Below are 24526 nucleotides of genomic sequence, written 5' to 3' on the forward strand. Positions count from 1 at the left end.
TTCATCGCGGTGGTGCCAGGGTCGTGCCCTCGACCTGCTCGCAGTCGAGAAGGATCTGCGTGGGCCCGGGTGTGCCCTCGATCAGCCGCGTGAGCACCTCGACCGCCTGCCAACCCATCTGGCGCCGGGGGATGCGAAACATCGTGAAGTCCACATCGGATGGTGCGGGCCTGGTCGGGTCGCCGAGGGCCACAATGGACAGATCACGGGGGATGTCCAGGCCGCGCTCCCGGGCGACCGAGGCGATGGCGGAACCGTCCGCGTACTCCTCCATGAACGCGACCGTCACGCCACGGGCGAGCAGCGAGTCGAGCAGGTCGGCCGGGGAGCGGTCCTCGACCGGCTCGCGGATGCCGGTGGCCCCGACCGCGGCGACGGCGGCCCGGAAACCGCGCTCGCGGTCGGCGTGCGACTCCGGCGCGGCCGGCCGGTCCTGCCCGTCCAGCCCGGTCTGCGGCGCCGGACCGACCGGGTGGTCGCCCTGCCCCACGTACGCCAGGGTGCGGTGCCCGACCGCGACGGCGCGCTCGACGATCGCGACGGTTGCCACCGGGTAGTCGGCGCCGACGTAGGGCACCGGGCCGCCGGCGTCGTCGCGGCGGCCGACCGAGACGAACGGCTGCTCCTCGGCGACCAGCCGGGCCAGGTCATCCCGGTCGAGCGAGCGGCCGAGCAGCACGCAGCCGTCGGCCAGCCGCAGCCGGTTGTCCTCGTGGAAGATCCGGCGCCGGCCGTCGACGACCGAGGCGCTGGTGAAAAGCAGCAGGTCGCAGCCGAGCGACTCGGCGCCCTCCTCGATGCCGACCAGGAACGGATGGAAGAAGTCGCCGGTGCCGGCCGGGAACACCGGCTCGTACGTGAACACGCCGAGGATGCGGTTGCGGCGGGCGGCCAGGCGGCGGGCGATCGGGTCGGCGACGTAGCCAGTGCTGCGGATGGCCTCCAGCACGCGGTCCCGCGTCTCGGGCGCGATCCGGACGTCGCTGTCGGCGCGGCCGTTGAGCACCAGCGACACCGTCGCCTGGCTCACGCCGGTCATCCGCGCGATGTCCTGCTGGGTCACGCGCCTGCTACGCGATTCGGTCACGTTGTGTGCCTGCCGGTTTCTGCTAATACGCATTATGTTTCGTCGCCGTGAACTGTAGGCATGGGCGCCACCGCCGCGTCAAGACCTTCGGCCGGGAAACTTCCTTGCCAGGCGCCCTTGATAATTCGTATTAGCGTATTGACATGCCGTACCGCCGGGGCTTGACTTCTCGACCAACGAGAGGCGTCCATGTCCGGATGCCGGATCACCGAGGGTTACCGGAGGACCGCCATGGCCCGTACCCCTGAGATCAGCCGCCGCACCCTACTGCGCGGCGCCGCCGCGGTCGCCGGCGGCAGCGCCGCCGGCCTGAGCGCCGCCACCCCCGCACTCGCCGGACCCGCCGGCTTCCCCACCTACCGGTACGTGCGCGACGCCTTCGCCGGCCCGCTGCGCTACAACCCGACCGGTGAGTTCATCTTCCCGTGCGTCCGCGGCGTCTACGACAAGATCAGCAACCGTCTCGGCCGCTACTACCTCTACTACGGCCCGCACGACGCGCCCGGCGGCATCTGCCTCGCCTACGCCGACCGCCTCGAAGGCCCGTACACCGAGTACGCCGGCAACCCCATCGTCGACCGCAACCTGCCCGGCGGCGTCACGGTCAGCCACGTCGCCTCGCCGCACGTGGTCTGGGACGCCCCGACCCGCCAGTTCTACCTCTACTTCCACGGCGAGAACTACACGACCCGGGTGGCCAGGTCGACCGACGGAGTCCACTTCACCGACGAGACCCCGATCCTCTCCACCCGCCTGGTGCCCAACACCACCGAGACCTCGTACGCCCGGGTCTTCGAACACTCCGTCGCCGGCAAGGCCAACCGCTACGTGATGGTCTTCATGACCGTACACACCATCGGCCCGGGCACCCGCAAGATCTTCTGGGGCTGGTCACCGAACGGCTGGAGCGGCTGGCAGTTCTCCCCCACGCCGCTCGTCTCCCCCACACCAGACGGCTGCACCGACATCTCCGCCGCCCACCTGCTCAAGCGCAACGGCACCGCGTACCTCGCGTACCACGGCAACACCGGCAACATGTACCTGACCGAGATAGGCACCAACTTCGACCGCGAGGTCCACCTCGGCGTCTTCCACCGCCCCATCGCCTCCGACAACGGCCGCACCGCCTCACCCGCGTTCGGCACCGACGGCGGCGTGCAATACATGCTCTACGAGGCCGGCCCGCGGCTCGACGCCCGCATCTGCGTAGCCCGCGCCACGTGACGAGCCGTACAGCGCGTCATCGGCGCACACTGCGAGTCTTCAACGGCACCGTGACCCGCGGGATCCAGCGCAGCGACGGGTCGTCGGCGTGGGCTCAGCCGCGGTGGAGGCTGGGTGCCGCGGCGAGCAGGCGGCGGGCCAGGGGATGCGGGTCGTCGTGCAGGATCTGGTTGGTGGGGCCGGACGCCTCGATCCGGCCGTGGTGCAGCAGCGCGACGCGGTCGGCGATGGTTGCCACCACGCCGAGGTCGTGGGTGATGAACAGCAGTGTCAGGTCGAGCCGGCGGCGCAGTTCGGTGAGTAGGTCGAGGATCGTCGCCTGGACGGAGACGTCGAGCGCGGAGGTTATCTCGTCGCAGACCAGGACCTGGGGGTTGGCGGCGAGGGCGCGGGCGATGGCGGCGCGTTGCTTCTCTCCGCCGGACAGCTGGCCGGGGTAGCGGCCGGCTACGGCTGGCGGCAACCGGACGCTGCCGAGTAGCTCGCCGATCCTGCCCCGGACGCCGCCCGGGCCGGCCGTGTCGAAGTGGCGCAGCACCCGGGTGAGCTCGGCGCCGACCGTGCGGCGAGGGTTGAGCGACTCGCTGGCGGACTGGAAGACGATCTGGATGGCCCGGCACTGGTCCTGGCTTCGCCCGCGGGCGGTCCGGGCGAGCGACTCGCCGTCGAGGACGATGGTGCCGGCGTCGGGCCGGTGCAGCCCCGCGACGCAGCGCCCGATGGTGGTCTTGCCAGAGCCGGACTCGCCGACCAGTGCCAGGCAGGCGCCGGCGGGTAGGTCGATGTCCACGGCCGAGGCGGCGACCACGCGCCGCCCGGCGCCGCGGTGGGTGGCGGTCAGGCCGCGGACCCGCAGCAGAGCGCCGGCCGGGGCGGGAGCGCCGACGCGGGCCCGCCGGCGCGGATTGGGTACGGCCGCGATCAGGTCGCGGGCCTGAGCCGTGGCGGGCCGGGCCAGGACGGTGCCGGTGGGGCCGTGCTCGACGAGGCGGCCGGCGTGCAGGACCGCGATCCGGTCGGCGAGCGGCGCGACGGCGGCGATGTCGTGGGTGACGTAGACCATCGCGGCGCCGGTCTCGGCCCGCAGCCGGTCGAGGTGGGCGAGGAACTCGTGCTGGGTGGCCGTGTCCAGGCCGGTGGTGGGCTCGTCGAGGACGACCACGGCCGGGTCGAGCACCAGGGCCTGGGCGATGACGACGCGTTGGCGCTGCCCGCCGGAGAGCTGGTGTGGAAAGCGGCGCAGGAATGCGCGGTCGCCGGGTAGCCGGGCGTGTTCCAGCGCGCGGCTGACCGCCTTGTCGGCGCTGGCCGCCCGGCCGTGGGCGCGGAGGATTTCGGTGAGCTGTGTGCCGACGCGCCGGGCGGGGTTGAGTGCCTGCGCCGGGTCCTGCGGGACGTAGCTGACCAGCTGGGCGCGCAGCCGGCGGATCTGCGGCTCGGCGCGGCCCAGCATCGGCTCGCCGGCGATGCGTACCGCACCACCGGTGATGGCGGTGCCCGGGTTGGCGAAGCCGAGCAGGGCCAGCGCGGTGGTGGTCTTGCCGGAGCCGGATTCGCCGATGACGGCGAGGAAGTGTCCTGGGTGGACGGTGAACGACACGTCGTCGACGATCGGCCGGCCGGCGCCGGCCACCACGCGCAGCCCGCGTACCTCGACCGCGGGCCGGTCCACCGCCTCGGGTGTGGGGCCGGTCATGCCGCGACCGTCGTGGTGGCGCGGCGCAGGCGGGCGGCGAGTTCGTCACCGCCGAGGTTGACGGTGATGGTCAGGACGGCGATCGCCAGTGCGGGTGCCAGCACGGCCCAGGGTTGCAGAGCCAGACCGGCGCGGTTTTCGGCCACCATGAGCGCCCAGTCGGCCGTCGGCGGTTGCAGGCCGAGCCCGAGGAAGTTGGCGCCGGCGACCATGGCGACCATGGCGCTGATCCGTGACCCGACGTCGGTGAGCACGAGTGCGGCGATGTTGGGTAGCACGTCCCGGCCGGCGACGCGGATCCAGGTCTCGCCGCGGGCGAGGGCCACCTCGACGTAGCCGCGCACACCGACCTCGAGCGTGGCCGCGCGGACCACCCTGGCGATGCCGGGCACGTTGGCCAGGGCGGCGGCCAGCACGACGACTGCCGCGCCGCGGCCGGTGCCGGCGGCGAGCACCGCGAGGACCAGGAACGGTGGGACGGCGATCAGGACGTCGACCGGGCGCATGAGGACGGTATCGGCGCGGCCGAAGAGCCCGGCCGCGAGGCCGAGCCCGCCGCCGACCAGGTAGGCCAGTGCGCCGGCGGCGAGGGCGAGCACGACGACGGTACGCCCGCCGTGTAGCAGCCGGCTGGCCACGTCGGCGCCGAGGTAGTCGGTGCCGAGCGGCTGACCGGCGCCCGGCGGGGCGAAGGGCAGGCCGACGACGTCGGTCGGGTCGTGCGGCGCCAGCCACGGGCCGGCCACCGCGACGACCACCAGTAGCGCCGCGACGGCACCGGCGGCCCGGCCGGCCCACCGCCGCCGACCGCGCGTCATGAGCGGCGCCCGCCGGCCGTGCGCAGCTTCGGCACCAGCGCGACGACCGCGAGATCGGCCAGCAGGTAGCCGGCGACCGTGACGGCGGCGAACAGCAGTGTCACCGACTGCACGTACGGCAGGTCCCGCTGGCCGATGGCGCGGACCAGATCCTGGGAGATCCCCGGGTAGTTGAACACGGTCTCCACGACCACGATGCCGCCGACGAGCCAGGTGACGCTGCCGGCCAGGAGCGGCATCGCCGGGGCGAGGGCGTTACGCAGCGCGTGGCGGGTGACGATCCGCCGTTCCGGTATGCCGTGCAGGCGGGCCATCCGCACGTACTCCGTGGCCATCACCTCGGACATCTGCGCCCGTACCATCCGGATCGACTGCGGTGCCATCACCGCGACCAGCGTGACGACAGGAAGTACGAGTATCTCCGGTGTGGACAGTGGGTGCGCGCCGGGCGCCACCATCGAAACCGCCGGCAGCACCGGTACCGCGAACGCGAACGCCGCGATCAGCAGGGTGGCGGTGACGAACTCCGGCAGCGACCCGACGGTGACCGCGACGGTGGTCACGACCCGATCCCGGGTACGTCCCGCGCGGGCACCGGCCCACGCGCCGAATCCGACCGCCACCGGAACGAGCACGGCGGTGGCCACGGCGGCCAGGACGAGAGTGTTGGGCAGCCGGGCGGCGACAATCTCCGTGACCGGCCGGCCGGAGAACGACGACCGGCCCAGGTCGCCACGCAGCACCCCGGCCATCCAGTCCAGGTACTGCTCGACGGCGGGCCGGTCGAGGCCCAGCTCGGCCCGGAGCGCCGCCTTCTGGGCCGGCGTCGCGGTGCCGGCACCGGCCCCCTTGGCCAGGATCACGTCCGCCGCGTCGCCGGGCAGCACCCGCATCGCCAGCGCGAACCTCTGATCCCAGGCCGGGCGCCGCCACCCGGTCTCGTTGCTCGCCGCGCCGGAGACCAGCGCCTGCCCGTAGAACCACTCCAGCGCGTAGCTGCCCCAACTGGTCTGGGTAAAGGGCCGCTTGAGGTACACGTCGGTCCAGTACGAGTCGGCCGCGGACTTGGACACCTCGATGGTGATGCCGGCCCGCTTGGCGTGCTCGGCGAAGAGCAGCGCCGCCTGCACGTAGCCGGGCGTGACGTCAGCGGTGTGCAGGGTCAGGCGGAGGTTCTCCTTGCCCGCCTCGCGCAGCAGGGCACGGGCACGGTCCGGGTCGTAGACCCGTTGCGGGATCGCGTCCGCGTAGTTCGGCGCGCCCTTGCCGTACAGGTCGTTGCCGACCTCGCCGTAGCCGAAGAAGACCGACTCGACGATCGCCTCCCGATCGACGGCCAGCTTCAACGCCTCGCGCACCCGCGGGTCGGTGAACGGTTCCCGGTCGACGAACATGTTGAACGAGTGGAAGGTGCCCACCGCGGAGGCGTGGATCGTCAGGGACCGGTTGCCTTGCTCGGCCTTGGCCTGCACGTACGACATCTCGTGCACGATGTCGGCCTGCCCGGACAGCAGGACGTTGAGCCGCGCGTCCGCTTCGGCCGCCAGGATGATCTCCACACTGTCCACATAGGGCTTTCCGGCCTCCCAGTACCGGTCGTTGCGGACCAGCTTCGTCCGCTCACCCGGCGCCCAGCCGTCGAACCGGAACGGTCCGGTGCCGACCGGCGGATGCTCCCGGTCGAACCTGTTCGTACCGTCCTGCACGACATAGACGTACCAGCCGGCCAGCAGCCCGCCCAGGTCCGCCATCGGCTGGGTCGTGCGCAGCTCGACCGTGTGGTCGTCCACCACCCGCGACGCCGCCGCATCCACCATCGCCAGGTCGGCGGCGGCAGGCAGCTTGTTGGCCGGATCCAGGATGCGCCGCACGCTCCACAGCACGTCAGCGGCGGTCAGCGGCTTGCCGTCGTGCCAGGTGACGCCCCGGCGCAGCCGGACCGTCCACACCGTACCGTCGGCGTTTGGCTCCAGCTTCTCCGCCAACCGGGGGCGCGGGACCAGGTCGTTGTCGTGGGCGACCAGCTTGTCGAAGATGTTCTTCGCCACCGCGCCGCCGCCCCACGAACCCGCAAGGTGCGGATCGAGCACGTCGTCGGTGGTCGAGGCGCCCGAGACGACCACCCGCAGGTTGCCACCGCGACGCGGTGACAGGCTACCGGCGCCGGCAGGGGCATCCGACCGGCAGCCGACCAAGGCCGGCGCGCCGAGCAGCACGGCTCCGGCGAATGCGCCCCTGAGCAGGCTCCTTCGAGCGACCTCGGGCATCTGGGCAGGCGAGGGCAGAGCGGGCATCGAGATCCATCCTTCGTGGAGTCATCGTGACGACCGCGACGCGAGGTCTCCTGACTCCCGGATCAAAGCTCACCCCGCCTTCCCAGGCTCTTCAGCCCAGTGGCGGATGGGGTTTGCTCCCCGGTCACAGTGGCGAGGACCGTGCCGGACTCACACCGGCTTCCCTCACTCGTCGCGGCGCTGACCCTAACAGATCAAGGGCGGCCTGACCTATGCCCACGTAACGATTGTCACGTACGAGGCCGGGCGCCTCGACCGCGGTGGAGGCGTGTGGCTGGCCGTGTCACAGGGCGGCCAGCCACACGCGATGGCCTCAGCCGAGTGCGGTGACGGTGAGCGTGAGGGTGTACGTGCCGGGCGTGGTGGTGACCGGCAGGCGCAGGTCGAGCGCGGCACCCAGGGTCGCACTGCCCTTGGCGTGGCCGGCGCCGGCGAAGCCGAGGGTGGCGGAGGTGGTCAGGCCGTCGCCGGTGTCGATACCCGGCGGGACGGCAGCTCCGGGTTGAGCGCCGGCGCCGGCGGCGAGCACCGACGGGGTCCAGCCGAGGTACTTGCCGGAAAGGCCACCGGTGAAGTCGCTGGCCTGGCCGGAGATGGACCAGCCCGGTGCGCCGGCGCGGGTGTCGGTCACCGTGATCGGCTTCAGGTCACCGGTTGACCGCAGGTACGAGCCGTTGTTCACCGCGTCGGTCATGGTGACCGTCCGATCGGTGGCATCGATCGTCCAGCTGAACTCGCCCGGCTGTTCCGGCACCGTCGCCGTGATCGTCTGCTCGCCGCCCGTAGGCACCGATACCAGCGTCAGCGGCGTCCAGGCGTCGAGTGAACGGTTGTCGAATGTGTCCTGCCAGGTCGTGATGTCGGTGAGCCGCAGGAATGCCCCGATGCCGTAGGTGTGTCCGCGGGTGAGGGCACCGGCCGTCACCCGGAGGCGGATGGTGAACGCGCCGCCGCTCGCCCGCATCGAGTCGTGGTAAAGCTGTCCACCGCTGCTGTCCAGCGACGTCGCTATCCAGTTGCGGCTGCCCTGCCGGCCGGGCTGCCACACCTGGGCATCGAAGAGTCCGACGTCCAGCGAGTAGGTGAGCGTCGGGCTTGCCCAGTCCGGTACGGGGAAACCGGCTCCGAGGATGGTGAGCCAGGTTTCCGCGTCCGGATCCAACGGGGCCTGCGGCAGGACCACCAGCTGCGGCCGGCCGGTGGCCGGGAAGACCCGGAAGGTGAACGGATCGGACGCCGACCGGGCGCCCTCGACGTTGGCCGCGACGACCCGCACGGTGGCTCCGTTGGCGGCGAGCGGGATCGAGGGGATCGTGACGAGGTACTCCGTGCTGCCCTGGTAGGGCTGGGAGTACTCGGCTCCGGCCCAGGGCCGCCACGTGGTGCCGCCGTCGGTGGTGCGTTCCAGGACGATCTTGTCGGGGTCGATGGCCGGGTTGCCGGTGGCCTGGAACCTGACGACGGCCCGGCTGCCCTCGATGGCGGCCAGGTCGCGCGGCGGCTGGGAGAAGGTCGGCGGGGCGTACGGCGCGGTCGTGAGGCGCAGTGCCGTGGAGATCGCCTCACCGTCCTCGTTGGACGCCACGATGCGCACGTACGTGTTGTTCCAGGAGGAGTCGATGGCCGGGATCGTCAGCGCTTCGCCGGTCGCGCCGTCGATGGCGGACCACGGGCCGTTCGGCGCGGCCGCGCGCTGCCACCGCAGGTCCGCGTCACCGTCGACGTCGGCGGTCACGGTGAGGTCGCGGCCTTCGACGTAGGGAGCGGCGGCCGTGGTCGACGGGTTGGCCAGGATGACCGGGACGTCACGTACGTCCGGCGCGGAGTCGAACCGGACGGTCAGGTCGAACGGCGGCTTGTCGGGGTCGGCGGAGAGACCGCTGCTGTGCCAGTAGCTGGAGAGCTCCGTCTCGTACTGGAAGTCCACAAAGGACTCCGGCCACGAGCCCCAGTCCGGCTGTGCCCGCTTGACCGCATCCGGGATCGCCGACGTGGTCGACCGCACCCCGTCGACGAGCGGGAAGTAGTCCACGCCGGAGAAGTTCGGGGAGATCTGCGCACCGCCGCCGGGCTCGACCGTGGTGTCCAGCCGCACCTGCTCGAAGGTTGCCACGGTGACCTGGCGCGCCGGTACCTCCTCCCGCTCGTCCGGGTCGTCGCGGCTCGCACCCATGCCGCCGGCGATCGCGGTGAGGGTGCCGGTGCCGTCCTCCGCGATCGTCAGAGTCGGGTCCTTCAGGTACCAGGTGACCAGGCCGGAGTAGGCGTTCGCGGTGAAGGCACCGTCCCAGTGGATCGTCGCTTCGCCGGTCACGGGGTTGGCCGTTCCGGTGCCGTTGGTAAACAGCGCCCGCTGGTTGAGCTGCGAGCCGCTGCTCGGGATGCACTTGGTGGCGTCCGAGATGCCCAGTGCGGTGCCGTCCGGCGCGCGGTGGACGATGCGGACGTTGCCCTGCTCGGCCTGGAACTGCTCCTGGGTCCCCGCGGAGAAGAAGTTGCAGCCCGTGTTGGCCGGGTTGCCGCCCTGGTAGATGTTGTTGACGCCCCACTCGAGGCTCGCGTGGGCGACCGGGTCGAGGCTGCCCCCGCCCGTGATCACGCGGAGCGTGGCGGCAGACGAGGCGGCGGACGGACCGTGGTCGTTGCCGACGACGACCCGGAACTGCGCGCCGTCGTCGCCGGGGCGGGTCTTGAAGGCGTGGTCGGCCCCGGTGGCGCCGGCGACGTCCGACCAGGTCGGGTGCTCGGCGTCCCGGCGCTGCCACTGGTACGAGAAGGGGCCGGTCCCGCCGGCGGTGACCGTGAACCGCGCGCTCTGGTACGCCTGCACCGACGTGTCGTGCGGCGGCTCGGTCACCGTCACCGCGACCGGGGTCACGGTGAGCCGCGCCTCGTCGGAGCGGCGCTGGACGAAGTCGGCGTCGAAGACCCTGACCGAGTAGGTCGCACCGTTGTCGGCGTAGGTGGCGGTGAAGGTGTAGGTCGCCGCGTTGCCGCCCGGCAGCGGGACACTGCCCCGGGCGTCGGTGCGGTACCAGGTGTAGATGCGGGCGCCGGGAAACTCGGCGGTGAAGGTCACCGCCCCGCCGTCGGCCACCGTCTGCGGTTGGGGTTGCTGGGTGTACCCGGTGTCGGACTCGGCGGCGAGGCCGGCGGAGGGGATGCCCGCCGGCCCGGACGCGGCCGCCAGATCGGTCGCCTCGGTCCGGACGTGGGCTGGTGAGGAGGCGGCCGCGGTGAGCAACGCGCTCACCGTCGCGAGCCCGAGGGCCACCCGGGCGGGAAGAGGTCGTAGACGCACAGTCAAGTCCGCTCGTCGTGATGGATCGGCTGGTGGAGGGCCGCATGGCTCGACCGCGACCGCGTTCCGGAACCGGCCGTCGGCCATCGCCGGTACCGGATCATAGGCACCCGGAAGTTAGGTTAGCCTAATCTATGATCAAGGCAACAGGCTCGGGCGGCTCGGGCGCCCGACCACCGCGAGGCGGCGGCGCTGCTACGGCTAGCCGTGCTGCTGTTGCTGGCCTACACCGCAGGCACCAGCCTGGCCGAGACCGGTCGGGTCGTGCCCCGGCTGGTCGCCGATCGCGGTGTGGAGTACCCGCCCGGGCTGCTCTATCCACTGGGGACGATCGTCACCGCCGTGGCAGTGACCGCCGCGGGCGTCGGGCGGATACCTGCTGGGCCTGCTCGCCACGTTTAGTGCCCTGGCCACCTCGCTGCTCGTCAAGTCCCTCGCCGCGGCTGGCCGGAACCGGATAACCGGCGAGGTCCACTACCCACCGGTCGACCTCGTCCTGGATTTGGCGATCCGCGAAGCGACGTTGCTGTTGACCGTGCCGCTGATTCCGCGGCGGGCCTCCGGCACCCGACGGCCGCTGGCGTGGCTGTTCGCCCCGCTGGTAGCGGTGTTTCTGCTACCCACGAACTACGATGTGACGATCGGTGTGCAGCCGTGGGCGGCCCTCGCGGTAATGATCGGCTTCATGCTGTGGGTCCTGGTCGACGCCCGCGGCGGCTACGGCCAGCCCGAAATCCTCGCCGGCGCCTGGTTCTGGACCTTCACCGTCGGCACCGCGGCCCTCCCGACCACCGGCGCCGTCGCCCTTCACGCCAAGCCCGGCTACCGCGACGTCATGGTCCGGACCCAATGCCACTCACGGTGGTACGCAGGTGCCCTCGGGCGGGCGGATTCGTACCACGATCTGCTGGGACGGTCCGCTGTTTGAGCGGTGTCTGCTGGACTCTGCGCCTCGGGCTGATCTTGGAGTGCCGATCATGGGACCGTCCCGGTCGGTCGCGCGATCTTGACCAAGATCGGTGAGTGGCATCGGGACCGCGCCGCCGCTCCCGCACCCCTGCGCGCCTGGTCGCGGTCACCGCTCCATTTGCCACGGGCGGAAGCGGATCCGAAGCCGATCTAGAACGTTTAGGGCTCTATATCAGCCCTAAACGTTCTAGATTCACAACCATCGAGAGCAGGGCGGCGTCTGCGGGACAGATATATGCCAAGCGTGGAGGGTGAGGCCGCCGGACCACGAACCTGTGTTTCGCGAGCGCGGCCTGGCCCAACGCCACCCACTTAGTCAAGGCGCGTTCTCCAAGACCACCCCGAGAACGGCCGCGTCCTCGGACGGGCACGGATCTTCCGTGCTCCCATTGGTAGCCCAGAGCAGCCTTCCATCATGATCAAATCGCGCTCAGCGGCATCGGGGCCGGACCGTTGCTCCCGCGGCCTCACCCTGCGCGGTTCGCGGTCTCACCCTGGCCCCGGCGGGGAGCCGCGGCCGTCCAAAGGGGTCCGTGCGTCCACGACACCTCACCACCGCGCGGCCGCCGGGGGGGGCGGATGTGCGTGTGCGGGAAGCTCTCGAGCTGCCCCGTCTGTGCGTGCGACCGCACAGCTTCCCCTGCACCCCACCGCAGGCGGTGACCGCAACTACACGCCCCCAGGCTGGGCTTGGGTCGCGGAGCCGGCAGCGGAGGCCGGGGATTTCGGCGAGCGCCAGCTCGCCGCCGGCCTCCGCGTTGCCCGCGGGAGCATGCGGTCCGCAGCTGGCGCGGACCGGGGCAAATCGTGTCTGAAGAAGCGCCGAGACGCACCACACCGCCGACTACGAAAGCTCTGTAGCCATCGTTTTGCGAACGTCCGCCAACAGCCTGGCGATCAACGCATCGGTCACCCAGGCGTCGCCGGTGCGGCCGGCGGCGCCCAGCCAGTCGCCGACGTCCCACGTCGCCCGGCAGGCCGCCAGTGCCGGGAAGCCATCCACCTCGGCCAGGCTCAGCGGACGGACCTGCTGGTAGCCGGAAAGGACCGCTGCCCAGCGTTCGCGATCCTCGTCCGGCGAGTCGGGCCCACGGTAGAAGGTGACCAGGTCGTACGCGCGTAACCCGAACCCGCAGTGATCGAAGTCGAACGTGACGAACCGCCCGTCGTCGCCGACGTTGGTGTTGCCCCGGTGCAGGTCAGCATGGATGATTCCGTACGCGCCGCCGATCGCTCGAAGTCGATGAAACTCGTCGGTCAGTCGCTTGCCGAGCTTGCCGAGTTCGGCAAGGTCCGCCGCTGCCGGGCCCGAGCCGGCGTAGGGTGCCAGGCTGGCCAGCGGCCGTTCGACAAGGATGCGTTCGTCGAGGTGGTAGCGGTCGTGGCTGGTTTGGAAGGCGTCCATCTCCAGGTGCATCCGGGCGATGCCGGAGCCGAACACGCGCCATTGCTCGGCGGTCAGCGCGCCCTCGTACGAGGGCATGCCGGGCGCGTGGGTGAACAGGGCGAAGCAGCGTTCGCCCTCGGGCGCCGTCAGCCGGCCGAGCCGGTCGCCGACGGTCCGCTGGTATGGGCGGATGACACCCAGCCCGGCCGCCGCCAGGTGATCGAGCAGGTCGAGCTCGAAGCGGAAATCGGATTCCGAACGGATCCAGTATTTGTCGCGGTTGTAGACCCGCAGCACGCGGCGAACGCCCTCGACGTCGGTGACGAGGTACGTGTCGTTGAAGCCGCGGTTGAGCAGGCCCACCTTGACCGGCGCGGCGACGGCGTACTCCCGCTCCACCAGCTGGGCGAGGTCGTCGGCGTGGAGCAGCGAGTGGGTCACGCGCATATCGAGCGAGCCTATGCGCGGCCCAGGCAGCCCGCCAGGCAGAGCCCGGGTTCGATGGCATCGGTGCATGTCAAGGCGGCCGCTGGCGGGCAGGCAGCAACTGGATCGCGCTGACCAGGATGACGGCCGCCGCCGCCGGACGGAACCGGCTCCGGCAATAGGCGCATCGCCGTCAGGGCCTGCGGGGCGCCGCGCCGGGCGCGTGGGTGTTCGGGACGACCGGTCCGGTCTCGTAGGCGAGCACGACCGCCTGGGCGCGGCTGGCCAGGTGCGGCTTCGCCATGGCCCGGTTGAGGTGGGACTTGACGGTGGCCTCGGTGATGACGAGAGACTCGGCGATCTCGGCGATCTCGGCGATCTCGGCGTTGGAGGCACCGGTTCCGATCTGGCGCAGCACCTCCATGTCAAGGCGCACGCCGACCACCGCCGGCCGGACAACGTCGCGGTCCTCCTGCGCGAGGTCTTCGTGGCGCTCAACCACCGGGCTACTGCGTGCCCACCTCACCGACCCGAACGAGACCGTGCGCCTTGACCTGCCAGCACGCGCGAAACAGGCTGGATGGGTTCGCGAGCCAAAGCCCGATCGATGAACGCCAGATCGATGGAGGTGCTAACGATGGCGCTTCAGGGCGGACAAGGACGCTCCGGTCGAAGCCTTTGTGGCTAAGGCCGACCGCCACCCGGTGTTCGAACTCCTCCCGATCGACGAGGACCGCCCTGCCGGCCGCGGACGCTGACGGATCCGCCGAGATCACCGTGGGCTCCGCTCGCCACGAGCGCGACACGTCCGCGGTGCGGGCCAGAGGGCCCGAGCGACGTCTGCTCAGCCGTCGGTTTCGACCGGCTGTGTGGCACGGGCCAGCAATGCGGCCTCGATCCGCAGGCCGATCCCGATGAGAACGATCAGCCCGCCGAGGATGAACGGACGGTCGGAACCCGCGCTGGCGAGCGTGAACAGCGTGATGAGAAGGCCGATCACGATGGTCGCAGCCCCCAGGTTGCGCAACGTGACAACGATCGGCATCCGCCGAGTGTGACACGCCATCGTCGTGCCGTGGGGCCGCCACCCACCCCGATCGGCAGCCCAAGATCCGGTCATGCCGATGATGTTGCGGGAAGACTGCGTCGTGAACGGCGAGGTCTCTGACTTGGACCGATTCCGAAAGCACGCCGACCCCACGGACGCCGAGACCGCGGAAACCATGCTCGGCCTGGCTGAGGCTTTTCGAGCAGGAGCGGCTGAGGAGGGTGAGCCGTTCGGCTGGGAATCGACGGAAGCGTCACGGCTGGACGATGTCTGCGACGCCTTCCTGGCCAATCGTCCTCCCGCCGACTACCGCCGCAGCATGATCATGAGCATTGGTGCGTACCTCGGTGAACTACTCGTCCGTCATCGGCTGCATGAAGGTGACCGGGTCGTCTTCCGGGTCGAAGGCAGCCATGCGGTGCTCGCTCGCACCCCGGACCTGCTCGAACTGGCCGGCTCCGTGCCGGTGTCAGAGGACCAACGCGACGGCGACTGGCAGGAGATCCGCGACCAGACCCGTCGCGCCCGGGCGGCCCGCCTCAACCAGCGATGACCGCCTTCATCGACACCAATATCCAGCCGCCGGCTGTGCGAGCGGGCCCTCGTCGGTGAGGTGGCCGCCGGGGTGGGCCGATGAGAGCTTGATCATGTTCCCGGATGACTGCGGCGGCCGGGTGTGACTGGGACCCGGGTGGCGCGACGCACCGCCCTACGGGCAGCATGGCGGGCGTGTCCCAGCCGTCTCCGCTCGCTACCGCGCAGCAGAACGCCCGTGCGCTGCGTGACGCCGGTGACCTCGCCGGTGCCCGGGTGATGCTCGACCAGACTCTGGAGGGCGCCAAGGTCGCTCTCGGTGAGGACAACCCGGATGTGATCGCGACCGGGCAGGTGCTGGCCGGCCTGCACCGGGAGGCGGGCGACCCGATGGCCGCGCGGCGGGTGCTGGAGGAGGCGTACGCGGCGGGTCAGCTGCACCTCGGCGACGGGCATCCGCTGATGCTGTCGATCTCGTTCGACCTGGGTGGGGTGGCCGAGGAGCTGGGCAACCGGCACGAGGCGCGGCGGGCGTTCGGGCGGGTGGCGACGCTGGGGCCGGCGGTGTTCGGCGACGACCACTGGACGGTGCGGGCGGCCCGGGAGTATCTGGGCGACGCCCCGCCCTCGGCCGAGCTGACCATCCCGTCGGAGGAGCCGCCGGCACCGCCGCCGATGCAGTTTCCGTCGTCGGCGGCGTTCGCGCTACCGGGCACTCCGCCCCCGGCGAGCATGCCACCACCGGCGAGCATGCCACCCCCACAACCGGCACAGGTGTACGCGCCAGCGCCGCCGCCTGTCCACAACCCACCACCGGCGTACGGCGGGGACTCCGAACCGACGTACCACGTGAGCCGCCCACGGAAAGTGCGCGGCGCGACGGTGGCCGCGATGATCGCGGCGGCCGCCGCCGTCCTGGCCGCGGGGTTCGTGGCGATCCAGGTGGTGTTCACCGGTGGGGGCGGTGACACGCCGCCGCCGGCGCCGACGCAGGGGCCGCGGCTGGCCGGTGAACCGCCGACCGAGCTGAAGGTGCGGGTGGACGGCACCGCGATCACGGTGACCTGGAAGGACCCGACGGACGGGACGGTGCCGTTCATCGTGGCGGGTGCGCAGTCGGGGCGGCAGCACAAGGCGATGGCGACCATCAGTCCGGGTGAGACCAGCGCGACCATCAACGGCTTGAACCCGCGGTTGGGCTACTGTTTCACGGTCCTCGCGGTCTACAGCACCGACGAGTACGCGACCTCGGGCCAGGTGTGTACGGAGCGTAACACCCCGACTCCGAGTTAATCCACAGTCGTCAAGATCGACCGCAACTGAAGCGACCTGCGCCGATACGCTGCGCAGCGGGGTTATCCACAGGCTTGGCGGCGCCTGTCCACAGCGGGTACCCGCCTACCCAACGCACGCCCTATGATGGTCCGCGGCATTTGGGGAGGAACGCATACGACGAGCAGCGCGGGAGGACGCCGGCCCGCGTTCACGGGGTGGGGAGGGCGGCCGACTGTGGTCACCACAGGCAACGGCACAGCGGAGGTCACGGGCGCGAGCCCGGTGCGGAGCAGGAAACTCAAACGCGGCGGCATCGTCACCATCGCCACGGTGCTGGGTCTGGTGGCCGCGATGGGCCTGACGATCCTGGGCCTGGGCGCGGCCGACAACGCGGTGGCCAGCTACGACGCCAGCTCCTGGCTGTGGAGTTCGCTACGCAGCGAGATGGCCCGGGTCAACGGCGTGACCGGGCGGGTCGACACGCGGCTGCAGATCCCGCGCGGCCAGGGGCACAGCATGCAGGTGTCGCAGACCGACCGGTTCCTGATCCTGCGCGACCTCAACACCGGCCAGGTCAGCTCCCTCGACCTGGCCACGCTGCAGATCACCGCGACCACCAAGACGGTCGCCGGGGTCGGTGTGAGCGTGGCGTTGCAGGACGACAAGGCGTTCGTGGTCGACGCGGTGCAGGGCGTGGTGCGCCAGTTGGATCCGCGTTCGCTGGTGCCGGTCGGCGAGGCGGTGCACTACCCGCCGGGCATCACCGGCGGCGCGTTCGACGGCACGGGCAGCCTGTGGGTTGCGGTGCCCAGCGAGGGCACGGTGTCGGCGGTGACCGCGGCTCCGCTGCCCGACGCGCCGGCCGCGTCCGGCGGCGCCGGCGGCAGCGGCCAGAGCCCGGCGATCGTGCGCACTGTGGACGTCGCCGACCCCAGCCACGACCTGACGATCTCCACATTGGACCAGGGCGTCGCGGTGCTCAACCGCACCACCAAGACGCTGACCACGGTCAAGGGCGAGGACAAGCAGGCCACCCCGCTGACCATGGACGGGCTGGGCTCGCTGCCGCCGCGCACCAACGGTCCGCGGGTGCCGGTGACCGTGCCCGACGCCCGCCACGTGTGGGTGGTCGACCCCGACAAGGTGCAAGACTTCGCGGTGCCCGGCGAGGGCGCCAAGCTGGAGCCGGCGGTGGCCTGGGCCGGGCGGTTCTACGCCGCGGACGCCTCGACCGGCACGGTGTACGTGTTCGACGCCAGCGGCAAGCTGGTCGACAAGATCGAGGTCAAGGACGCGAACGGGCCGCTGGAGCTGGAGGTCCGGGAAAACTACCTGTTCATCAACGCGCCCAACTCGCAAAACGCGACCGTGGTCGACGACAAGCACCAGGTGCGCACCGTCGACAAGTACGCCAACGACGTGCTCGGTGGCGACCCGCCGCCGCCTCCCCCGCCGCCGGTGAAGAAGGATCCGCCGGTGGGCAAGCCCGGAGCGCCCCGCTCGGTGACCGCGACCGGCGGCAACACCGAGGTGACGGTCGGCTGGCGCGCGGCCAACCCCAACGGCGCCGACATCACCAAGTACGTGGTGGAGGGCGACGGCAAGACCGTCGAGGTGGGCGCCGACCAGCGTTCGGTGCGGATCACCGGCCTGGTCAACGGTCAGGAGTACCGGTTCGCGGTGCACGCGGTCAACGCCAAGGGCGCCGGCCCCAAAAAGCAGAGCAACCCGGTCGTACCCACCTCCGAGGTGCCCGATCCGCCGGCGAGCGTGACCGCCGAGGCCAAGCCGGACGGCACGGTCGTGGTGAAGTGGCCGGCCGCCAACGGGCAGGGGCTGGACATCCGCAAGTACACGGTGACCGCCGTCGCGGCGGGCGCCGCCGCACCGGCCGGCGAGTCGACCAAGACCGAGCTCGTCGTGCCGGCCGGCGAGCTGGAGTACGGCAGCCAGTACGCGTTCCAGGTCGTCTCGGTCAACGAGCGCGGCGGCGCGTCGAAGGCGTCCCCGGTCAGCAACAGCGTGGTGCCGTTCACCACGCCCGAGGCGCCGCCCACGGTCGAGGCGACCACGGTGGCCACCAAGGCCGGCACCATCCGCGTCCGCTGGGCCGCGCCGGCCGACAACGGGCGCCCGATCACCGGTTACGTGGTGGAGGCCAACGGCGACCGCAGCGAGGTCACCGGCACGACCACCGAGGTCGGCGGGTTCGGCGAGGCGGAAAACGTCACCGTCAAGGTCCGCGCGGTCAACGAGGCCGGCGAGGGCAAGGAGGCCACCGACACCGCCCGCACGGTGAAGAAGCCAGCGGTCACGATCACCGGCAGCTCGGCAAGCCAGACGGCGGTGACGGTCAACGCCACCGTCCAGGATGGCGGTGGCACCACCACCTGCAGCCTGGCCGTGGGTGGCAAGACCGCCACCGCCAACTGCAACGGCAGCACCACGGTCTCCGGCCTCCAGCCGAGCACGGCATACACCTTCACGTTCACCGCCACCAACGCGGCCGGCAACGACAAGGGCACCGGCAGCCGCACGACCGGTGACGTGCTCGGCACCGTGACCTGCATCAACGGCAGCTCCGGCGACCAGCGCACCTACTGCAATACCGGGATCAACATCTACACCGGCACCAGCCAAAACGGCACCAGTGTGGGCACCGCGCCAAACGGCACGAAGCTCAAGGCGTTCTGCCACAAGAGCGGTCAAAACATCACCTCGTACGTCTACAACAACGACAAGACGACGTCGATCTGGATCCAGGTGGACTTCAAGGGGGGCAAGAATTACATCCCCTACGCCTGGTTGAACCTCGACGGTAAGGGCACCAGCACCAACACCGATCCGCTGCCGGCGTGCTGATGACCGCGACCGTCAACCACACCCAGGCCGCGAGCCCTCCCGAGGGGCTCGCCCCGCAGCACGTGCAGGGCTTCGCGCACCTGGCCGCGCGGCTGGCCGACAACATCGGCGCGGTCGTGCTCGGCAAGCCGCAGGTGGTGCGGCTGGCGCTGACCGCGCTGTTCGCCCAGGGGCACGTGCTGCTCGAAGACGTCCCCGGGGTCGGCAAGACCACCCTGGCCCGGGCGATGGCGGCCACGATCCATGGGCAGTGGCGGCGCATCCAGTTCACGCCCGACCTGCTGCCCGCCGACGTGTCCGGTGTGACGATCTTCAACCAGGCCACCCGGGGCTTCGAGTTCCACCCCGGCCCGGTCTTCGCCAACGTGGTGATCGCCGACGAGATCAACCGGGCCTCCCCCAAGACCCAGTCCGCGCTGCTGGAGGTCATGGAGGAGCGCACCGTCACGGTCGACGGGGTACGGCACCCGGTGCCCCGGCCGTTCCTGGTGGTCGCCACGCAAAACCCGGTCGAGATGGACGGCACCTACCGGCTGCCCGAGGCGCAGCTCGACCGGTTCCTGGTCAAGCTCTCGGTCGGCTACCCCAGCGAGGCGGTCGAGATCGAGGTGCTGCGCGGCGCGACGATGCGCTCACCGGAGGCCCTGGAAGCGATCGCCGACACCAACACGATCGGCCAGATGATCGCCATGGCGCAGCGGGTCCACATCGCCGACCCGCTGTACGCGTACGCGGTGCGGCTCGCCGCCGCCACCCGCAACCACCCGCAGGTGCGGGTCGGCGTGAGCCCACGCGGCGTGATCGCGCTGACCCGGGCGGCCTGCGCGTACGCGCTGATCGAGGGGCGCGGATTCGTGCTGCCCGAAGACATGAAGACGCTGCTGGAGCCGGTCTTCGCGCACCGCGTGCTGCTCACCTCCGACGCCCAGCTGCGCGGGGTCACCGCCGCCGACGTGCTCAACGACGCGATCGAGCAGGTGCCCGTCCCGCTGCCCAACGGCCAGCAGGCCACGCACCAGGCCACGGCCCACCAAAACGGCGCGCCGCACCAGAACGGCACCGCCTACCAGGCGAGCGCCGCGCCGCCCGGACAGTACGGAACTCCGGCGCCGCGCCACCAGGGCTAGGACACCGGACCGATGCGGCTCACCCCTCGCGGCACCGGCCTGCTGGCCAGCGCGGTCGTGCTGCTGGCCACCGGCTTCTGGTTCGGCTACCCCGAGCTCACGCTGCTGGGCAGCGCAGCGGCGATCGCGGCCGGCTGCGCCCTCGCCCACGCGGCGTGGCGACCCGGGCTGTCCGTCCAGCGGGTCGCCGACCCGGACCGGGTCGCCCGCGGCGATCCGGCGACGATGACGCTCACCGTCCGCAACACCGGTCGCCTCGCCTCGGCCAGCCTGATCGCCGAAGACCGGTGCGGCGCCAAGCCGGTGCCGGTACCGCTGCTGCGCCTGCGCCCCGGCCACGACACCACGGTCAGCTACCCGGTCCCCACCCACCGCCGGGGCGTGATCCCGGTCGGCCCACTGCGGGTCACCCGCCGCGACGCGCTCGGGCTGGTCTCGCTGGCCCGCGCGCACGGCGACACCACCACCGTGTGGGTGCACCCGCGCATCCACCACCTCAGCGCGGTACCGGCCGGCGTCGCCCGCAGCCTCGACGGCCGCATCGACCGGGTGCCGCACGGCACGATCACGTTCGACTCGCTCCGCGAGTACGTGGTCGGCGACGAGCTGCGCCGCGTCCACTGGCGCACCAGCGCCAAGGTCGGCGAGCTGATGGTCCGCGAAGACCTCGACACCTCGCTGCCCCAGATCGTCGTACTGCTCGACGACCGCGTGACGGCCCACCCGCGCGAGAGCGTCGAGGAGACCTTCGAGTCAGCGTGTGAGGCGGCCGCCTCGGTGGTGGCCGCCGCCGTACGCGAGGACGTGCCGGTCACCCTGCAGCTGGTCTCCGGGGGCGGCGGCACGGCCAACTTCCTCGACCGGCTCGCCGAAGCACACCTGCACCGCGACGGCGACCTGCACGCCGCCACCGTCCGGCTGCGCCAGCAGCGCCTCGGCGACACGCTGGTCTTCCTCACCGGCCCCGGCGGCACCGCCGACCTGGGGCTGGTCGGCGCGCTGCGCGGCACGTACCCGGCGGTCGTGGTCGGCATGTTCGGCTCGGACGGACCGACCCCGGCCGCCGTCGACGGCATGGTGATGCTGGACGCCAAGGACGGCCCCGAGTTCGCCGCCGAGTGGGAGGGCGTCGAGCGCTTGTGAGCGAGCTTGCGAACGAGCCATCGGGCTCAGCGAAAGAGCCGGCCGCGGCCGGGAGCATCAGACGGCCGTCCACGAGGATCCTGCGGGCGGCACCCGTACCCGTGGTGCTCATGATTTTGATCGGGTTGAGCGGCGCGGCGCTGGCGCGGATCTACGCCGGCCCGCTGCTGCCCCAGCTGGTCGCCGGCGCGGCGATCGGCTCGGTCGGGGTGGGCGCCGCGGCCCGCCGGCTGCCGTCGTGGCTGGTGGCGCCGGTGTCGGTGATCGCGATGGCCATCTACACGGTGGTCGCGCTGCGGCTGGCCGCCCAGCGTGCCGAGCTGCCCGGCGGCCTGGCCGAGCTCCTCTCCGACGCCGCCCGCAACGGCATCCCCCGCCTGCTCACCGCCATGATCCCGGTCGAGCCCACGCCCGACACCGTGCTGGTACCGGTGGTCGGCGCCTGGCTGGCCGGGCTCGCCGCCACCGAGGTCGCGGTGCGCGCCGGCCGCGTGCTGCTCGGCTACCTGCCGCCGGCCGGCCTCTACGCCGGCGCCCTCTACGTCGTGGGCCCCAACGCCGAGGCCGCCGTGCTGCCCACGCTGGCGTTCGCGGCGGCGGCCGCGGCCGGGCTGGCCGTGACCGGCCGCCCGGCACCGTCCGGGTCGGGCGACCTGGCCGCGCCGGTCCGGGCCGCCATGCGGGTACGGGTGGCCGCCGGCGCCGCCGCGGGGCTGGCCGCGATCGTGGCGCTGGCGGCGGTGGTCGGCCCGTTCGTCGCCGGGCAGGTGGGCACGCGGCCGGTCGACCCGCGCAAGTACGTGCAGCCGCCGCAGGTCGACAGCCTCGACGAAAACCCGCTGATCCGCATCTCCGGCTGGGCGCTCAACCCCGACCAGCACCTGCTCGACGTCGCCGCGGAGCCGGGCGGGCCGGTGCGGCTGCGGCTGGCGGTGCTCAGCGACTACGACGGGATCACCTGGCGGGTCGGTGGCACGTACCGCACGGCCGGCCGGGTGCTCCCCTCTCCCGCCGTCGCCCCGGACTCCACTGTGGACACCGTGCGGCAGCGGGTCACGATCGCCGACCTGACCGGGCGGCTGCTGCCCACCGTGGCCACCCCGACCGCGATCGACGGGGCCCGCGTCGCGTACGACCCGGGCAGCGGCACGCTCATCCGCCCCGAGGGCCTCCACCCCGACCTGCGGTACTCGGTCACCTCCGCCCGCGAGCAGCCCGACCTGGGCCTGCTCTCCGCCGCCGACGTACCCTCCGGCCCGGCGGTGGCCCGGGTGCTGCGGATCGGCGACGGGGTACCGGAGCAGATCGAGCGGCTGGCCGACCAGCTCGCCGACGAAAACGGCGCGCCGTACCAGCGGGCGGTGGCGATCGAGGAGTTCCTGGCCACGCACTACCGGGTGGTCGCCGACGCGCCGAGCGGCCACGCCTACCCCAACCTGGGCTTCTTCCTCTTCGGACCGCGCGGCGGCGGAGGGCAGGAGGGCACCTCCGAGCAGTTCGCCGCCGCGTACGCGCTGCTGGGCCGGCTGATGGGCCTGCCGACCCGGGTGGTGGTCGGCTTCCAGTCCGCGACCGGCAGCGGCCCGGTACGCGGCGCCGATGCGCTGGCCTGGCCGGAGGTGCTCTTCGAGGGGCTGGGCTGGGTGGCGTTCGACCCGATGCCCAAGCCGGACACCGAGCCGCGGCCGGTCGAGGAAGACTTCAAGCCACCCACCGAGCCGCCGAGCGAGCCGCCCACCGAGGCACCCACCGCGACCGCCGCCGCCAGCGCCTCGGCCGAGCCGGTCGCCGCGCCGGGCGACACCGGCGGCGACCCGACCGCCGCGATCGTGGCCGGCGGGCTGAGCACGCTGCTGGTACTGCTGATCGGCGGCACCGCCGCGGTGCTCCTGACCCTGCGGCGCGGGCTGCGCCGCCGGCGGTTGGAGCAGGGGCCGCCGGCCCAGCGGGTGGCCGGCGCGTGGCTGGAGGTCAGCGACGCGCTGCGGCTCGCCGGCCGCCCCGCCGGCTCGCACCTGGACGCCACCGAGGTCGCGGCGCACGCGCACGTGGCGGCCGAGGGGCGGCGTGCCGGCGGGCTGCGGCAGGCGGCACCGCCGATCGGGGAGCTGGCCGAGCTGGTCAACCGGGCGACGTTCGCGCCGTTCGCCACGGACGAGGACCAGGCGCGGCGGGCCGGCACGCAGGCGGTGGCGTACGCGACGGACCTGCGCTCGCGCCGCTCCTGGTGGCGCCGGCTGCTCTGGTCGCTGCACCCCGGCCCGCTGCGCTGGCACAAGCGCCGCTGATCGCCGCCGTGCCGCCGCCCGTGCCGCCGCCCGTGCCGCCGTGCCGCCGCCCCGCCAGCCCGCCGCTCACGCGGACCCGGCACGGTGGCGCGGCGGCGCGGCGAAGCACGGGCCTCGTGCGTGACGTAGAGATCTCGCTAAGTTAGCCTTTCCTAACGTGAGGGACGAGTCGCTCGCCGACCTGCTGGGAGGGCGGCGCGGCGCGCTGGACGCGACGGTGCCGCCGCTCGCGTTCGTCGCCGGCTGGCTCGCCGCCGGCCAGTCGCTCTGGGGCGGTGTGGTCGCCGCGCTCGTGGCCGGCGCCGCCGTCGCCGGGTGGCGGCTGTCCCGCGGTGCCCGGCCCGGCGCCGCCCTCGTCGGGTTGCTGGCCGTCTGCCTGGCCGCGCTGATCGCCGTCCGCACCGGCCGCGCCGCCGACTTCTTCCTGCTCCAGCTCGTCTCGAACGCGGCGAGCGCGCTCGTCTGGGCGGTCAGCATCGTCCTGCGCTGGCCCCTGCTCGGCGTGATCGTCGGCGCGGTTCTGCGCCAGCGCACCCGGTGGCGGCGCGACCCGGACCTGCTGCGCGCCTACGGCCGGGCGAGCTGGATCTGGGTCCTGCAATACGCGATCCGCCTGGCCGTCTTCCTCCCGCTCTACGCCGCCGACCAGGTGGCCGCGCTGGGCGTGGCCCGGGCCGCGCTGACCTGGCCGCTGGTCGCCGCCTGCCTCGCGGTCAGCTGGTGGGTGATCCGCCGCTCCCTGCCCGCCGAGCACCCCGGCCTGCGCCACCCGGTCACCACCGGCCCGGCCGCTCCGGCGCCGGCATCGACCGAGGCCCACTGAAAGATCAAATTCAAGAGACACATTCGAGCTACCGCGACGTCCGTCGTGGTTCGGGCCCAATGCCACTCACCCTGATTTTGATCAAGATCACAGCGGAGTACCACGATCCGCGCGACCCAGCCCACGCCCGACGCCGATCAAGGGGCGGACGGGACCTCGACCCCGAGCTCAGGGGACCCGGCCCAGCAGATCGTGGTACGGATCCACCCACCCGAGGGCACCTG

General features: G+C 72.1%; 17 protein-coding genes, 1 pseudogene and 1 riboswitch. Of the genes and pseudogenes, 10 read left to right on the top strand and 8 right to left on the bottom strand.

The features are described from left to right. Position 1: 1 nt before the first annotated feature. On the bottom strand, positions 2–1063 hold the full coding sequence (locus RB614_RS12150; protein WP_308712548.1) for a LacI family DNA-binding transcriptional regulator: 1062 nt from the start codon (positions 1061–1063) through the stop codon (positions 2–4). Positions 1064–1318: 255 nt separating this feature from the next. Between RB614_RS12150 and RB614_RS12155 the strand changes: the two genes are divergently transcribed. Beyond that, a complete protein-coding gene (locus RB614_RS12155) occupies positions 1319–2311 on the top strand; it encodes a glycoside hydrolase family protein (protein WP_308712549.1) in 993 nt (330 codons plus the stop codon). A 94-nt stretch (positions 2312–2405) separates the two neighbouring features. Here RB614_RS12155 and RB614_RS12160 read toward each other — a convergent pair whose 3' ends face one another. The 4 genes from RB614_RS12160 to RB614_RS12175 all read right to left on the bottom strand — a co-directional run bounded on the left by RB614_RS12160 (position 2406) and on the right by RB614_RS12175 (position 10420). After that, positions 2406–4007 carry an ABC transporter ATP-binding protein gene (locus RB614_RS12160; protein WP_308712550.1) on the bottom strand — a complete coding sequence of 534 codons (1602 nt, stop codon included), beginning with the start codon at positions 4005–4007 and terminating at the stop codon, positions 2406–2408. After that, positions 4004–4825, bottom strand: a complete 822-nt coding sequence (locus RB614_RS12165; RefSeq protein WP_308712551.1) for an ABC transporter permease — start codon at positions 4823–4825, stop codon at positions 4004–4006. The genes RB614_RS12160 and RB614_RS12165 overlap by 4 nt, the downstream gene beginning before the upstream one ends. Continuing rightward, on the bottom strand, positions 4822–7119 hold the full coding sequence (locus RB614_RS12170; protein WP_308712552.1) for an ABC transporter substrate-binding protein: 2298 nt from the start codon (positions 7117–7119) through the stop codon (positions 4822–4824). Before RB614_RS12170 ends, RB614_RS12165 begins: the two co-directional genes overlap by 4 nt. A gap of 23 nt (positions 7120–7142) precedes the next feature. Then, positions 7143–7313, bottom strand: a riboswitch (cobalamin riboswitch). A gap of 119 nt (positions 7314–7432) precedes the next feature. Continuing rightward, entirely contained in the window at positions 7433–10420 is a 2988-nt protein-coding gene (locus tag RB614_RS12175) for a hypothetical protein (RefSeq protein ID WP_308712553.1), read from the bottom strand. 207 nt (positions 10421–10627) lie between these two features. Here RB614_RS12175 and RB614_RS12180 point away from each other — a divergent pair, with 207 nt between their 5' ends. Beyond that, positions 10628–10822, top strand: coding sequence for a hypothetical protein (locus RB614_RS12180; RefSeq protein WP_308712554.1), 195 nt, complete (start codon positions 10628–10630; stop codon positions 10820–10822). A gap of 100 nt (positions 10823–10922) precedes the next feature. Further along, complete coding sequence (locus RB614_RS12185) at positions 10923–11348, top strand: hypothetical protein (protein WP_308712555.1); 426 nt, start codon at positions 10923–10925, stop codon at positions 11346–11348. A gap of 885 nt (positions 11349–12233) precedes the next feature. Here the strand turns inward: RB614_RS12185 and RB614_RS12190 are convergent. From RB614_RS12190 to RB614_RS12200, 3 genes are all read right to left on the bottom strand, one after another. Further along, on the bottom strand, positions 12234–13175 hold the full coding sequence (locus RB614_RS12190) for a phosphotransferase enzyme family protein (protein ID WP_308712556.1): 942 nt from the start codon (positions 13173–13175) through the stop codon (positions 12234–12236). Between the two features lie 220 nt (positions 13176–13395). After that, positions 13396–13704 carry a LuxR C-terminal-related transcriptional regulator gene (locus RB614_RS12195; RefSeq protein ID WP_308712557.1) on the bottom strand — a complete coding sequence of 103 codons (309 nt, stop codon included), beginning with the start codon at positions 13702–13704 and terminating at the stop codon, positions 13396–13398. A 342-nt stretch (positions 13705–14046) separates the two neighbouring features. After that, positions 14047–14247 carry a hypothetical protein gene (locus RB614_RS12200; protein WP_308712558.1) on the bottom strand — a complete coding sequence of 67 codons (201 nt, stop codon included), beginning with the start codon at positions 14245–14247 and terminating at the stop codon, positions 14047–14049. Positions 14248–14320: 73 nt separating this feature from the next. Between RB614_RS12200 and RB614_RS12205 the strand changes: the two genes are divergently transcribed. The 7 genes and pseudogenes from RB614_RS12205 to RB614_RS12235 all read left to right on the top strand — a co-directional run bounded on the left by RB614_RS12205 (position 14321) and on the right by RB614_RS12235 (position 24302). Beyond that, entirely contained in the window at positions 14321–14803 is a 483-nt protein-coding gene (locus RB614_RS12205) for a hypothetical protein (protein WP_308712559.1), read from the top strand. Positions 14804–14979: 176 nt separating this feature from the next. After that, complete coding sequence (locus RB614_RS12210; RefSeq protein WP_308712560.1) at positions 14980–16077, top strand: fibronectin type III domain-containing protein; 1098 nt, start codon at positions 14980–14982, stop codon at positions 16075–16077. 264 nt (positions 16078–16341) lie between these two features. Further along, positions 16342–18921, top strand: coding sequence for a fibronectin type III domain-containing protein (locus RB614_RS12215; RefSeq protein ID WP_308712561.1), 2580 nt, complete (start codon positions 16342–16344; stop codon positions 18919–18921). Further along, positions 18921–20048 carry an AAA family ATPase gene (locus tag RB614_RS12220; RefSeq protein WP_428982981.1) on the top strand — a complete coding sequence of 376 codons (1128 nt, stop codon included), beginning with the start codon at positions 18921–18923 and terminating at the stop codon, positions 20046–20048. Before RB614_RS12215 ends, RB614_RS12220 begins: the two co-directional genes overlap by 1 nt. A gap of 12 nt (positions 20049–20060) precedes the next feature. Then, on the top strand, positions 20061–21191 hold the full coding sequence (locus RB614_RS12225) for a DUF58 domain-containing protein (RefSeq protein ID WP_308712562.1): 1131 nt from the start codon (positions 20061–20063) through the stop codon (positions 21189–21191). Beyond that, a pseudogene (locus tag RB614_RS12230) lies at positions 21167–23504 on the top strand (transglutaminase TgpA family protein); the annotation flags it as partial. The gene RB614_RS12225 and the pseudogene RB614_RS12230, both read left to right, overlap by 25 nt. 132 nt (positions 23505–23636) lie before the next feature. Further along, positions 23637–24302, top strand: coding sequence for a DUF3159 domain-containing protein (locus RB614_RS12235; protein WP_308712563.1), 666 nt, complete (start codon positions 23637–23639; stop codon positions 24300–24302). The last annotated feature ends 224 nt before the right edge of the window (positions 24303–24526 follow it).

The organism is Phytohabitans maris (assembly GCF_031085175.1).
GTDB classification, from domain to species: Bacteria; Actinomycetota; Actinomycetes; order Mycobacteriales; family Micromonosporaceae; genus Phytohabitans; species Phytohabitans maris.

Coding starts and splice junctions, on each gene's coding strand:
- RB614_RS12155 (WP_308712549.1), top strand. CDS start 1,319: ATGGCCCGTACCCCTGAGATCAGCCGCCGCACCCTACTGCGCGGCGCC.
- RB614_RS12160 (WP_308712550.1), bottom strand. CDS start 4,007: ATGACCGGCCCCACACCCGAGGCGGTGGACCGGCCCGCGGTCGAGGTA.
- RB614_RS12165 (WP_308712551.1), bottom strand. CDS start 4,825: ATGACGCGCGGTCGGCGGCGGTGGGCCGGCCGGGCCGCCGGTGCCGTC.
- RB614_RS12170 (WP_308712552.1), bottom strand. CDS start 7,119: ATGCCCGCTCTGCCCTCGCCTGCCCAGATGCCCGAGGTCGCTCGAAGG.
- RB614_RS12200 (WP_308712558.1), bottom strand. CDS start 14,247: ATGCCGATCGTTGTCACGTTGCGCAACCTGGGGGCTGCGACCATCGTG.
- RB614_RS12205 (WP_308712559.1), top strand. CDS start 14,321: ATGCCGATGATGTTGCGGGAAGACTGCGTCGTGAACGGCGAGGTCTCT.
- RB614_RS12220 (WP_428982981.1), top strand. CDS start 18,921: ATGACCGCGACCGTCAACCACACCCAGGCCGCGAGCCCTCCCGAGGGG.
- RB614_RS12225 (WP_308712562.1), top strand. CDS start 20,061: ATGCGGCTCACCCCTCGCGGCACCGGCCTGCTGGCCAGCGCGGTCGTG.